This window comes from Mycolicibacterium flavescens (assembly GCF_001722335.1).
GTDB classification, from domain to species: Bacteria; Actinomycetota; Actinomycetes; order Mycobacteriales; family Mycobacteriaceae; genus Mycobacterium; species Mycobacterium flavescens.
Genome location: NZ_MIHA01000005.1, coordinates 118,127 through 132,265, shown reverse-complemented (window position 1 = coordinate 132,265; position 14,139 = coordinate 118,127). Strand labels below are relative to the sequence as shown.

Genomic DNA, 14,139 nt, shown 5'->3' with positions numbered 1-14,139 from the left:
TGCGCGCGAAAACTTTCACGTTCGGGCGCGCGGGAATCGTCGAACAGGAGGGGTCATGGTCGACCGGTGCGTGACGTGGTTAAGCGTCGGTGTGCTCACCGCGGGAATGTCGGCGGCGGTGCTTGCGGGGGCGGGCGCGGCGATCGCCGACGACACCGGCTCGACGGGCACCGGCGGTGCGAACACCTCCGAATCGGCGAAACCCGCTGACAGCGAGGATGATTCGGACACGGCGGAGACGGATGCGCCGGACTCGGAGGTCGACGACGTCGCAGAGGAGGAACCGGCCGAGGAAGAAGAGCCCGCGGAGGAGGAACCGGTCGAGGAGTCCGAAGAACCGGTCGTCGAGGAGGAGGAGCAGCCCGCGCCGGACAAGGACCCCCAGAAGGTCGCCGACAAGGGATCCGACCGCGACGACGACGCGGGGGATGCCGCGGAGGAGGAGACGGCTCCGGCCCCCGCCGTGAAGGCCGTCGTCGCCACCCAGACCCGCTCGAAGGAGCAGCCGGCGGTCAAGGTCGAGGACACCGTCGAGGCGGTCGTCGAAACCGCGGTCGAGCCGGTCGTCAAGGAGACGGCCGTCGACCTCGAGGAGCCCGTCGCCGAAGCGGTGGCGTTCGCGTCGGCGCCCGCGACGGCGGCCATCAGCGCCACCGCGATGGCGCCGCGGATACCCGGCATCATCCGCTTCATCGGCACGCTGGTGTTCAACCTGTACGGGGTGGCGACCCGGTTGTTCGGCGGGCCGCCGATCCTGCCCGCGAACAGCACTGTGACCGTGCGCAGTTCAACGCTGCGCATCGACTGTGCCTGCGAGGACGGCGAGGGCGTCGAGGTGCCGGCCGACTGGTACATCCCCCAAGGCGCCGAGGAGAACCCGCCCGAACGGATGATCTATCTGCAGCACGGTTTCCTGGCCGCGGGCCCCTGGTACAGCCACACCGCGGCCGCGCTCGCCGAGCAGACCAACAGCATCGTGGTGGCGCCGTCGATCACGTCGAACTTCTTCGCCGCCGACGCGTGCTGGCTGGGCGCGGCCCCGATGCACGAAGGCATGGCCAAACTGTTCGACGCCGACAACACCGCGCTGGTCGACAGCGCCGCGGCCGCCGGCTACGCCGGGCCGATCCCGGATCGCGTTGTGCTGATGGGGCATTCGCTCGGCGGCGGTGCGGTGTCGGGTGTCGCGGGCTACATGGTCCAGCGCGAGACGATTGACCGGCTGGCCGGGGTGGTGCTGCTCGACGGTGTCGGGCTCGACGACCCGGAGCGGATGACCGACGCGCTGCGGTTGGTGCCGGACGAGATCCCGATCTATCAACTCGCGGCGCCGGTGTACTTCTGGAACAACTTCGGGGTGGGCCTCGACGCGCTGGTCGAGGCGCGGCCGGACACGTTCGTGGGGGTCACGCTGGTCGGCGGCTCGCACGTCGACGCGATGCGCGGCGGCAACCCGATCATCCAGTTCGCGCAGGAGTTGGTGGCCGGGTTCTCGACGCCGCAGAACTCGGCGGCGGCGCGGATGCTGATGGTCGGCTGGGTCAACGACATGTTCGCCGGCAACCAGGACGAGGGGATCTACCTCGAGCCCGGTGAGGAGTTCAGCTTCGAGACGCCGCGGGGAGAGGCGTCGGTGGTGGCGCTGCCCAACTCGCTGACGAAGTGGTTCCCGTTCAACTTCCTCAAACCGCTGGTGCCGCTGATGGACGGGATCTTCACGTTCGATCCGCATTGTGTCGCCAGCTCGGTCGGATCGCGGACCGCGGGCTCGTGCCAGGCGTCGATCGCCGCCTGATGAAGCGCCCTAGGGGTCAGGTGGCGCAACGGTCCTGGTGTGGCTGAGTGCGGGCCTCCTCGTCGCGGGGGTCTCCGCGGGGACGCTCGTCGGCGCGGGCCTCGCGCTCGCCGACGACGGGACACCCGGATCGTCGGAGACGAAACCCGCTGACCCGGAGCAGGATTCGGATCCCGCCGAAAGCGTCTCGGACGCCGAGGACCCGGACACCACCGAGGAGCCCGACGTCGCCGAAGAAGTTCCCGCGGACGACGAGGTTCCCGCGGACGAGGAGGTTCCCGCGGACGAGGAAGTTCCTGAGGACCAGGAGGTTCCCGAGGACCAGGAATCTCCTGCGGACCAGGAATCTCCTGCGGACAAGGAAGTCCCCGAGGACAGCGACAGCTCCGACACGAACGAGACCGCGGTCGACACCACGGCGGCCGTGCGGTTCCAGAGCGCGCAACCCGACGTCGTCGACACCCCGGAAGCCGCGACACCGCCCGTCGTGACCCGCGAGCCCGAGACCACCCCCGAACAGCCCGCCGCCCCCGAGGCCGACGTGCCCGCCGAACCGGAACTCGCGACCCGGGCGGTGACACCCGAGCCGCCGCCGGCCACCGCGCGGGTGCTGATGACCGCGGCTGTCAACGAACCGGCGCGGCCGACGCTGATCAACGTGATCGGCACGCTGGCCTGGAGCGTGGCCGACTTCTTCATCAACCTCGTCGTGGGCCCGCCGGCGGTGCCGGCCGGTAGCTCGGTCACCACGGGCCGGTCGACGCTGAAGATCGACTGCGGCGACGGATACACCGCGACCGCCGACTGGTACTACCCGACCAGCGGCGAACCCGACAAGCTCATCTACTTCCAGCACGGGTTCATGTCGCCGGCCGCCGTCTACAACGTCACGCTCACCGAGTTGGCCGAGCGCAACAACGCGATCGTCGTCGCACCCACGATCACCTCGAACTACTTCGCCTGCGACGGGTGCAGCGTGACCGCCGACCCGATGCACGCCGCGGTGGCGCGCCTGTTCGAGGGCGACCGGGAGGCGCTGCTCGCCAGCGCCGGCGCCGCCGGGTTCGAGGGCACGCTGCCGACCGAGTTCGTCTTCGCCGGACAGTCGGCGGGCTCCATGCTCGCCGCGGGCGCGGGCGGCTACTACTACGACTCGGCGCCGGCGCAGCAGAAGGCGGACCTGGTCGGCGTGCTGCTCTACGACGGGTCCGCGGCCAACGGCGCACTGGCCCGCGCCCTCGACAAGTTGCCGACCGACGTGCCGGTGCTGCACGTCGCCGCCAACCCGCTGGTGATCAACAACGGCGGCGAGGCCAACCAGGTGCTGGGACAGAAACGGCCGGGCCAGTTCAACGGCGTGCAGTTGGTCGGTGGGGCGCACTCCGACGCCTTCCAGAGCAACACCTACGGCGGCCTGGTCCAGGCGTTCGTCGGGCTGGTGTTCGGGCAGTCCGCCCCGCAGAACGTCGAGGCCGTCCAGGTGCTGACCCAGGGCTGGCTGACCGACATGTACGCCGGGCGGGTGTACGACCCGGCCACCCGCACCGGGATCTACGGCGACGTCGGAGAACCGGGGCAGTCCATGGTCGACATCCCCACCGACGCCGGCCCGGCGCTCGGCTACGTGCTGCCCGGCCCGCCGTCGACCCTGTCACCGCTCGAGCGGTTCTTCGCCGAGCTGTTGCACTCGATCAACTCCAACGACTTCGTGACGTGCTCGCCCGGGCCGGCGGCGCAAAACTCCACACCAAACCCCGTGTTATCTCTTGACGGGAAGGCCGGGACGCGCCAATCTGTTGGGCAGCAATGTATGGATGGGTAAGCAGGACCGAGTCGCCAGCCAGCGCTTCGCTGTATGCCATACATGCCGATGGGCCGTGGATGTTGAGGAATACTCCGTCCTGCGGTACTGTTGGACGTTGCGCTGGCTGCATCCTGCCCACCTAAACCCGCACCTGACACCGAGGTCCTAGCCTGAGCCCCGCTCAGTGATCTAGTCGCGTGCCGTTTGTCCGGGAAGTTTGTGGTCGTGAGTGGCCAGCCGAACCGACGCAGATATCGCGGCAATGGAGGAAACCGGTCTCCGGGCTTCTCGATGGTCGCATGAGGTGCTGGAAGGATGCATCTTGGCAGGGTCCCGCCCAAGCAAGACAGCAGAAGCTACTAAAAACTCCGTCCCCGGAGCACCAAACCGAATTTCTTTTGCAAAGCTCCGCGAGCCCCTCGAGGTTCCCGGGCTTCTTGATGTTCAAACGGAATCTTTTGAGTGGCTGATCGGCTCCGAGTCCTGGAAGGAAAAGGCCAAGGAACGCGGCGACGCCAAGCCCGTCGGCGGCCTCGAAGAGGTGCTGACCGAACTCAGCCCGATCGAGGACTTCTCGGGTTCGATGTCGCTGTCCTTCTCCGATCCGCGCTTCGACGAGGTCAAGGCACCCGTCGACGAGTGCAAAGACAAGGACATGACGTACGCGGCCCCGCTGTTCGTCACGGCCGAGTTCATCAACAACAACACCGGTGAGATCAAGAGCCAGACGGTCTTCATGGGTGACTTCCCGATGATGACCGAGAAGGGCACCTTCATCATCAACGGCACCGAGCGTGTCGTGGTGTCCCAGCTGGTCCGCTCGCCGGGTGTGTACTTCGACGAGAACATCGACAAGTCCACCGAGAAGACGCTGCACAGCGTCAAGGTGATCCCCGGCCGCGGTGCGTGGCTGGAGTTCGACGTCGACAAGCGCGACACCGTCGGCGTGCGCATCGACCGCAAGCGCCGTCAGCCGGTCACCGTGCTGCTCAAGGCGCTCGGCTGGACCAATGAGCAGATCACCGAGCGGTTCGGCTTCTCCGAGATCATGATGTCGACGCTGGAGAAGGACAACACCGCAGGCACCGACGAGGCGCTGCTGGACATCTACCGCAAGCTGCGTCCGGGCGAGCCGCCGACCAAGGAGTCCGCGCAGACCCTGCTGGAGAACCTGTTCTTCAAGGAGAAGCGCTACGACCTGGCCCGCGTGGGTCGGTACAAGGTCAACAAGAAGCTGGGCATCACCGAGAACCCGGCCGACACGACCTCGACCACGCTGACCGAAGAGGACGTCGTCGCCACCATCGAGTACCTGGTGCGGCTGCATCAGGGCGACAAGACGATGACCGTCCCGGGTGGAGTCGAGGTGCCCGTCGAGGTCGACGACATCGACCACTTCGGTAACCGTCGTCTGCGCACCGTCGGCGAGCTGATCCAGAACCAGATCCGGGTCGGCCTGTCGCGGATGGAGCGCGTCGTCCGTGAGCGGATGACCACCCAGGACGTCGAGGCGATCACGCCGCAGACCCTGATCAACATCCGTCCCGTCGTGGCGGCGATCAAGGAGTTCTTCGGTACGTCGCAGCTGTCGCAGTTCATGGACCAGAACAACCCGCTGTCGGGTCTGACCCACAAGCGCCGCCTGTCGGCGCTGGGCCCCGGTGGTCTGTCCCGTGAGCGCGCCGGCCTCGAAGTCCGTGACGTGCACCCGTCGCACTACGGCCGCATGTGCCCGATCGAGACGCCGGAAGGCCCGAACATCGGCCTGATCGGTTCGCTGTCGGTGTACGCGCGGGTCAACCCGTTCGGCTTCATCGAGACGCCGTACCGCAAGGTCATCGACGGTGTGGTCACCGACCAGATCGACTATCTGACCGCGGACGAAGAGGACCGCTACATCGTCGCGCAGGCCAACTCGCCCACCGACGACCAGGGCCGCTTCGAAGAGGCCCGGGTGCTGGTCCGCCGTAAGGGCGGCGAGGTCGAGTACGTGTCGTCGGCCGAGGTGGACTACATGGACGTCTCGCCGCGCCAGATGGTGTCGGTCGCGACGGCGATGATCCCGTTCCTCGAGCACGACGACGCCAACCGCGCCCTGATGGGTGCCAACATGCAGCGCCAGGCGGTTCCGTTGGTGCGCAGCGAGGCCCCGCTGGTCGGCACCGGTATGGAGCTGCGTGCCGCGATCGACGCCGGCGACGTCGTCGTCAGCGACAAGGCCGGTGTGGTGGAAGAGGTTTCGGCCGACTACATCACCGTGATGGCCGACGACGGCACCCGCCAGACCTACCGGATGCGTAAGTTCGCCCGCTCCAACCACGGCACCTGCGCCAACCAGCGTCCGATCGTGGACGCCGGCCAGCGTGTCGAGGCCGGACAGGTCGTCGCCGACGGGCCGTGCACCGAGAACGGTGAGATGGCGCTGGGCAAGAACCTGCTCGTGGCGATCATGCCGTGGGAGGGCCACAACTACGAGGACGCGATCATCCTCTCCAACCGTCTGGTCGAAGAGGACGTGCTGACCTCGATCCACATCGAGGAGCACGAGATCGACGCCCGCGACACCAAGTTGGGCGCCGAGGAGATCACCCGGGACATCCCGAACGTCTCCGATGAGGTGCTGGCCGATCTCGACGAGCGCGGCATCGTCCGCATCGGCGCCGAGGTCCGCGACGGCGACATCCTGGTCGGCAAGGTCACCCCGAAGGGCGAAACCGAGCTGACCCCGGAGGAGCGGCTGCTGCGCGCGATCTTCGGTGAGAAGGCCCGCGAGGTCCGCGACACGTCGCTCAAGGTGCCGCACGGTGAGTCCGGCAAGGTCATCGGCATCCGCGTGTTCAGCCGCGAGGATGACGACGAACTGCCCGCCGGTGTCAACGAGCTGGTCCGCGTCTACGTGGCCCAGAAGCGCAAGATCTCCGACGGCGACAAGCTCGCCGGACGCCACGGCAACAAGGGCGTCATCGGCAAGATCCTGCCGGTCGAGGACATGCCGTTCCTGCCGGACGGCACGCCCGTGGACATCATCCTCAACACCCACGGTGTGCCGCGTCGTATGAACATCGGCCAGATCCTGGAAACCCACCTCGGGTGGGTGGCCAAGGCCGGCTGGAAGGTCGACGGCTCACCCGAGTGGGCCAACGGCCTGCCGGAGGAGCTGCTGGAGGCCGAGCCCGACAGCATCGTCTCCACGCCGGTGTTCGACGGCGCCCGCGAGAACGAGCTGCAGGGTCTGCTGTCGGCCACGCTGCCCAACCGCGACGGCGAGAAGCTCGTCAACGACGACGGCAAGGCGAACCTGTTCGACGGACGCAGTGGCGAACCGTTCCCGTACCCGGTGACGGTCGGCTACATGTACATCCTCAAGCTGCACCACCTGGTCGACGACAAGATCCACGCGCGTTCGACCGGGCCGTACTCGATGATCACCCAGCAGCCGCTGGGCGGTAAGGCGCAGTTCGGTGGTCAGCGCTTCGGTGAGATGGAATGTTGGGCCATGCAGGCCTACGGCGCGGCATACACGCTGCAGGAACTGCTGACCATCAAGTCCGACGACACCGTGGGCCGCGTCAAGGTCTACGAGGCGATCGTCAAGGGCGAGAACATCCCCGAGCCGGGCATTCCGGAGTCGTTCAAGGTGCTGCTCAAGGAACTGCAGTCGCTGTGCCTGAACGTCGAGGTGCTGTCTAGCGACGGTGCGGCAATCGAGATGCGTGACGGCGACGACGAGGACCTGGAGCGCGCTGCGGCGAACCTGGGAATCAACCTGTCGCGCAACGAATCTGCCTCTGTCGAGGATTTGGCCTAATAGTTTTCTAGTCCCGAAAGGGGAAAGGGAGTTACGTGTTAGACGTCAACTTCTTCGATGAACTCCGTATCGGTCTCGCGACCGCGGACGACATCCGCAACTGGTCCTACGGCGAGGTCAAGAAGCCGGAGACCATCAACTACCGCACGCTCAAGCCCGAGAAGGACGGCCTGTTCTGCGAGAAGATCTTCGGACCGACTCGCGACTGGGAGTGCTACTGCGGCAAGTACAAGCGCGTCCGCTTCAAGGGCATCATCTGTGAGCGCTGCGGCGTCGAGGTGACCCGCGCCAAGGTGCGTCGTGAGCGGATGGGCCACATCGAGCTGGCCGCACCCGTCACGCACATCTGGTACTTCAAGGGTGTGCCGTCGCGGTTGGGCTACCTGCTCGACCTGGCGCCGAAGGATCTCGAGAAGATCATCTACTTCGCCGCCTACGTCATCACCGCTGTCGACGACGAGATGCGCCACAACGAGCTGTCCACGCTCGAGGCGGAGATGGTCGTCGAGCGTAAAGCCGTTGAGGACCAGCGTGATCTGGACTTGGCCGAGCGGTCGCAGAAGCTCGAGGCCGACCTGGCCGAGCTGGAGAAGGAAGGCGCCAAGAGCGACGTGCGCCGCAAGGTGCGCGACGGCGGCGAGCGTGAGATGCGCCAGATCCGTGACCGGGCCCAGCGTGAGCTGGACCGGCTCGAGGAGATCTGGACCACCTTCACCAAGCTGGCGCCCAAGCAGCTGATCGTCGACGAGGTGCTCTACCGCGAGCTGCAGGACCGCTACGGCGAGTACTTCACCGGCGCCATGGGTGCCGAGGCCATCAAGAAGCTCATCGAGAGCTTCGACATCGAGGCCGAGGCCGAGGAACTGCGCGACGTCATCAAGAACGGCAAGGGGCAGAAGAAGCTTCGCGCCCTCAAGCGGCTCAAGGTGGTCGCGGCGTTCCAGCAGTCGAGCAACTCGCCGATGGGGATGGTGCTCGACGCGGTTCCGGTGATCCCGCCGGAGCTGCGCCCGATGGTGCAGCTCGACGGTGGCCGCTTCGCCACCTCGGACCTCAACGACCTGTACCGCCGCGTCATCAACCGCAACAACCGGTTGAAGCGACTCATCGACCTCGGCGCGCCCGAGATCATCGTGAACAACGAGAAGCGCATGCTTCAGGAGTCGGTGGACGCGCTGTTCGACAACGGCCGCCGCGGCCGCCCGGTCACCGGGCCGGGCAACCGGCCGCTGAAGTCGCTGTCGGATCTACTCAAGGGCAAGCAGGGCCGGTTCCGCCAGAACCTGCTCGGTAAGCGCGTCGACTACTCGGGCCGTTCGGTCATCGTGGTCGGCCCGCAGCTCAAGCTGCACCAGTGCGGTCTGCCCAAGCTGATGGCGCTCGAGCTGTTCAAGCCGTTCGTGATGAAGCGTCTGGTCGACCTGAACCACGCGCAGAACATCAAGAGCGCCAAGCGCATGGTGGAGCGGCAGCGCCCGCAGGTGTGGGATGTCCTCGAAGAGGTCATCGCCGAGCACCCGGTGCTGCTCAACCGCGCACCGACGCTGCACCGCCTCGGTATCCAGGCCTTCGAGCCGCAGCTGGTGGAGGGCAAGGCCATTCAGCTGCACCCGCTGGTCTGCGAGGCGTTCAACGCCGACTTCGACGGTGACCAGATGGCCGTGCACCTTCCGCTGAGCGCGGAGGCGCAGGCCGAGGCGCGCATCCTGATGCTGTCGTCGAACAACATCCTGTCGCCGGCGTCGGGCCGCCCGTTGGCCATGCCGCGTCTGGACATGGTGACCGGCCTGTACTTCCTGACCACGATGATCGAGGGCGATCCCGGCGAGTACACGCCGGCCGCCAAGGATCAGCCGGAGTCCGGTGTGTACAGCAGCCCGGCCGAGGCGATCATGGCGATGGACCGCGGCGCGCTGTCGGTGCGGGCCAAGATCCGGGTGCGGTTGACGCAGCTGCGTCCGCCCGCCGACATCGAGGCCGAGCTGTTCGAGGACGGCTGGAAGCCCGGCGATGCCTGGACCGCCGAGACGACCCTGGGTCGGGTGCTCTTCAACGAGCTTCTGCCGCTTGGGTATCCGTTCGTCAACGAGCAGATGCACAAGAAGGTGCAGGCGCGGATCGTCAACGATCTGGCCGAGCGCTACCCGATGATCGTCGTTGCGCAGACCGTGGACAAGCTCAAGGACGCCGGCTTCTACTGGGCCACCCGTTCGGGTGTCACCGTGTCGATGGCCGACGTGCTGGTGCCGCCGCAGAAGCAGGAGATCCTGGACCGCTACGAGAAGGAAGCGGACCAGATCGAGAAGAAGTACCAGCGCGGTGCCCTCAACCACGACGAGCGCAACGACGCCCTGGTCAAGATCTGGCAGGACGCGACCGAAGAGGTCGGCGAGGCGCTGCGTGCGCACTACCCGAAGGACAACCCGATCATCACGATCGTCGACTCGGGTGCCACGGGTAACTTCACGCAGACCAGGACGCTGGCCGGCATGAAGGGTCTGGTGACCAACCCGAAGGGTGAGTTCATCCCGCGGCCGATCAAGTCCTCGTTCCGCGAGGGCCTGACGGTGCTGGAGTACTTCATCAACACCCACGGCGCCCGAAAGGGTCTGGCGGACACCGCTCTTCGTACCGCCGACTCGGGCTACCTGACCCGTCGTCTGGTCGACGTGTCGCAGGACGTCATCGTTCGCGAGACCGACTGTGAGACCGAGCGCGGCATCAATGTCACGCTGGCCGAGCTGGCTGGTTCCGGAAAAGACGCAGCCTTGGTGCGCGATCAGCACATCGAGACTTCGGCGTATGCCCGCACGCTGGCCACCGACGCGGTCGACAAGGACGGCAACGTCGTCGTCGAGCGCGGCCACGACCTGGGCGACCCGGCGATCGAGGCACTGCTGGCCGCCGGCATCACCGAGGTGAAGGTCCGCTCCGTGCTGACCTGCGCGACCGGTACCGGCGTGTGTGCGATGTGCTACGGCCGCTCGATGGCGACCGGCAAGCTCGTCGACATCGGTGAGGCGGTCGGTATCGTCGCCGCGCAGTCGATCGGTGAGCCCGGCACGCAGCTGACCATGCGCACGTTCCACCAGGGCGGCGTCGGTGAGGACATCACCGGTGGTCTGCCTCGTGTGCAGGAGCTGTTCGAGGCCCGCATCCCGCGGAACAAGGCCCCGATCGCCGACGTCAGCGGACGCGTGCAGCTCGAGGAAGGCGACCGCTTCTACAAGATCACCATCATCCCGGATGACGGTGGCGAAGAAGTGGTGTACGACAAGCTGTCTCGTCGTCAGCGCCTGAAGGTGTTCAAGCACGACGACGGCACCGAGCGGCTGCTCACCGACGGCGACCACGTCGAGGTCGGCCAGCAGCTGATGGAAGGTGCGGCCGACCCGCACGAGGTGCTGCGTGTCCAGGGCCCCCGCGAGGTGCAGATCCACCTCGTCAAGGAGGTCCAGGAGGTCTACCGGGCCCAGGGTGTGTCGATCCACGACAAGCACATCGAGGTCATCGTGCGGCAGATGCTGCGCCGCGTGACGATCATCGACTCGGGTTCCACGGAGTTCCTGCCCGGTTCGCTCACCGAGCGGTCCGAGTTCGAGTCCGAGAACCGTCGCGTGGTCGCCGAGGGTGGCGAGCCCGCGGCCGGGCGTCCGGTGCTGATGGGTATCACCAAGGCGTCGCTGGCCACCGATTCGTGGCTGTCGGCGGCGTCGTTCCAGGAGACCACTCGCGTGCTGACCGATGCGGCGATCAACTGCCGCAGCGACAAGCTGATGGGTCTGAAGGAGAACGTGATCATCGGCAAGCTGATCCCGGCCGGTACGGGTATCAACCGCTACCGCAACATCCAGGTGCAGCCGACCGAAGAAGCCCGCGCTGCGGCGTACACGATCCCGTCCTACGAGGATCAGTACTACAGCCCGGACTTCGGCCAGGCCACCGGTGCCGCGGTGCCGTTGGACGACTACGGCTACAGCGATTACCGCTAGCAGTACACGGAAAGGCCTCCGGGTTTCGACCCGGGGGCTTTTTCGTGCCCGGAGTTGGACTCAGGCTGCTGGGGCTGGGGGTGGGGCTGGGGCTGGGGCTGGGGGTGGGCCGAACGTGGGTTACCCGCACGCGGTATACGTGTTTGGCGTGACACGATCCCACACTCGGCGGTTGATCGACTGATGCTGGCGAACACAATCTGGTTCGTCGCCGGCCTGGCGCTGCTGATCGTCGGCGCCGAAGTGATGGTCCGCGGCGGCGCCGGAGTAGCGGTCCGACTTGGGATCAGCCCCATCGTCATCGGGCTGACCGTGGTGTCGATCGGCACGAGCATGCCCGAACTCGCGGTCGGCGTGGTGGCAGCCGGTGAGGGCAGTGGCGCGTTGGCGGTCGGCAATATCGCCGGCACCAACGTCGTCAACGTGCTGCTCATCCTCGGCCTGAGCGCGGCGCTGCTGCCGTTGGCGTTGCAGACGCGGACCATCCGCTTCGAATTGCCGATGATGGCCGCCGCGGCGCTGCTGCTGCTGGTGCTGGCGGCCGACGGGGTGCTGACGCGGATCGACGGCGCGATACTGGTCAGTCTCGCGGTGGTCTACACCGTCGCGGTCATCTGGTCGGCGCGCCGCGAGTCCCGGGCAGTGGCACAGGAATTCGCCGCCGAACTGGCCAGCGAGTTCACCACCGAGGAACCGGGTTCGGTGAAGACCCGCACCACGGTCAACGTCGCGATGACAATCGGCGGGATCGCGGTCGTCGTGGTCGGGGCGGACTGGCTGGTCGACGGCGCGGTCGGGATGGCCCGTCAGTTCGGCGTCTCCGACGCGCTGATCGGGCTGACCGTCGTCGCGATCGGCACGTCGGCGCCCGAACTGGTCACCACCTTGATCTCCACCGTGCGCGGCGACCGCGACATCGCGATCGGCAACCTGATCGGCAGCAGCATCTACAACATCCTGCTGATCCTCGGGATCACCTGCCTGGTGCCCGCGCAGGGGTTGGTGCTGCCGTCCAGCCTGGTCACGATCGACCTGCCGATCATGGTGGCCGTCGCGCTGCTGTGCATCCCGATCTTCATCTCCGGCCGACGCGTCAGCCGCATCGAGGGCGGGTTGATGGTCTCGGCGTACGTGGCGTACCTGACCTACCTGCTCATCGCGCAAACGTGAACAGCACCGTGCCGGTGAACGCCTACAGGTAAGTACACCGATCGGTGTTCTGCGCGCCAGGTGGCATCACCGGCTGAACGAGTCCTTGTAGTAGACGGTCTGGTTGGAGCTGGCGAGCAGAACCCCACCGCGGGACCACAGTTGGGCGGTCTGGTCGAAATACCCCCGCGCGAACTGGTGTCCCCGCGCGGTCGCCAGCACGAAGTCGTCGCCCACCTCGGCCAGTTCGGCACCGTCGACGTGGAAGTACGTCGTCATCGAGATGGTCCCGGCCGGCACCGGCCTGCCACGGCGCAGGAACACGCGCGGGTAGAAGACGTCCGCCAGGGCGGCCAGTGCGGTGAAGTCGATGACGCGCGCCGGGTCGTGGCGCACCCACAGTGTCGAGGTCGACGATTCGTGGGCGACGCCGTCGACGGGCGGAAGCCCCTTGACGAAGCGCATATCGTAGTTCTGCATCCACGTGATTCCCTCGGGGCCGTGCCTCCGTTCGACCGCGTCGGGTTGCGGCGCGTCGGGCGGCCATGCCTCGGTCGCCGACCAGGCGTCCCGGCGGGTTCCAAAAACCGCGGTCGCCGTGGACATCACGCCGTCATCCTGGCTCAGAGTGGCCGTCCAGTGCTGGTTCGTCCGGTTGGCGCGCACGAGCGTGGTGTCGATGGTGAACTCGCCGTCGGCGACCGGTGCGGCGAAGTTCACCGTCAGCGCGATCGGGTCGCCGGCGCGGTCGGGGTGCTGTTCGACCGCGTGCAGCAGGGCCGCGGCCGTGGCGCCGCCGAAGGGGCCGACCATGTTGGCGTATTCAGGGACGGTGCGGCCCACCAGGCGGTGATCGGGGCGCGGGGTGAGATCGATCGCCGCGTCGAACGGGTGGGTCATCGTGCCTCCTGAAACGTGTACCAGCTTTAGGGTACCGATCGGTATACTCGCCGATGTGACCGCCCAGACGCCCGCGCGCGGCGGGGGCCGGGGCGCGCGGGAGCGTCTCGCCGCCACCGCCGCCAAGCTGTTCTACCGCAACGGCATCCACGCGACCGGCGTGGAAGCGGTCATCCGACACGCCAAGGTGTCCAAACGCACGCTCTATCAACACTTCTCGAGCAAGACCGAGCTGGTGGAGAACTACCTGCGCACGCTCGACGAGTCGGGAACGCCGATGGAGCGGCTTCTGGAGCGCACCGACCTCGCTCCGCGGGAGCGGCTGCTGGCGATGTTCGACGCGTCGCCGGTCGAGCGCTTCCGCGGGTGCCCGTTCCACAACGCCGCGGTCGAGTCGGCAGGGACGTGGCCGACGGTCGACGAGCTGATCCGCGCGCACAAGCGCCGCTTCGCCGAGCGGCTCGTCGCCTTGGCAGCGGAGGCGGGCGCCGCCGACCCGTACGCGCTGGGCCACCAACTGCTGGTGCTGTTCGAGGGCGCGGCGGCCCTGGCGACGACGCTCAACGACACCGCGGCGCTGTTGCACGCGCGCTCGGCGGCCGCCCACCTGATCGACGGCGCCACTGTCAGAGCGCCCGCCTAGGTTTGATGGGCGGCTCCTCAACGCGGCTCGTTCCTCGCCGCTTGATCG

General features: G+C 67.1%; 7 protein-coding genes. 6 read left to right on the top strand and 1 reads right to left on the bottom strand.

Annotated features, from left to right (window positions below):
* Positions 1–55 precede the first annotated feature (55 nt).
* The 5 genes from BHQ18_RS08570 (at position 56) to BHQ18_RS08550 (ending at position 12,569) form a co-directional block, all read left to right on the top strand.
* Positions 56–1,795, top strand: coding sequence for an alpha/beta hydrolase (locus BHQ18_RS08570; RefSeq protein ID WP_069413168.1), 1,740 nt, complete (start codon positions 56–58; stop codon positions 1,793–1,795).
* Positions 1,796–1,832: 37 nt separating this feature from the next.
* Positions 1,833–3,617, top strand: a complete 1,785-nt coding sequence (locus tag BHQ18_RS08565) for a hypothetical protein (protein ID WP_069413167.1) — start codon at positions 1,833–1,835, stop codon at positions 3,615–3,617.
* A 286-nt stretch (positions 3,618–3,903) separates the two neighbouring features.
* On the top strand, positions 3,904–7,407 hold the full coding sequence (gene rpoB / locus BHQ18_RS08560; protein WP_069413166.1) for a DNA-directed RNA polymerase subunit beta: 3,504 nt from the start codon (positions 3,904–3,906) through the stop codon (positions 7,405–7,407).
* 35 nt (positions 7,408–7,442) lie between these two features.
* Positions 7,443–11,399: a DNA-directed RNA polymerase subunit beta' gene (locus tag BHQ18_RS08555; RefSeq protein ID WP_069413165.1), complete on the top strand. Its 3,957-nt coding sequence runs from the start codon at positions 7,443–7,445 to the stop codon at positions 11,397–11,399.
* Positions 11,400–11,582: 183 nt separating this feature from the next.
* Positions 11,583–12,569 (top strand): calcium/sodium antiporter, encoded by a 987-nt coding sequence (locus BHQ18_RS08550; protein ID WP_069413164.1) that lies wholly within the window; start codon positions 11,583–11,585, stop codon positions 12,567–12,569.
* Between the two features lie 66 nt (positions 12,570–12,635).
* Here BHQ18_RS08550 and BHQ18_RS08545 read toward each other — a convergent pair whose 3' ends face one another.
* A complete protein-coding gene (locus BHQ18_RS08545) occupies positions 12,636–13,448 on the bottom strand; it encodes an acyl-CoA thioesterase (protein ID WP_069413163.1) in 813 nt (270 codons plus the stop codon).
* Between the two features lie 43 nt (positions 13,449–13,491).
* On the opposite strand from BHQ18_RS08545, the gene BHQ18_RS08540 reads away from it, so the two are divergent.
* Positions 13,492–14,091: a TetR/AcrR family transcriptional regulator gene (locus BHQ18_RS08540; RefSeq protein WP_069413330.1), complete on the top strand. Its 600-nt coding sequence runs from the start codon at positions 13,492–13,494 to the stop codon at positions 14,089–14,091.
* The last annotated feature ends 48 nt before the right edge of the window (positions 14,092–14,139 follow it).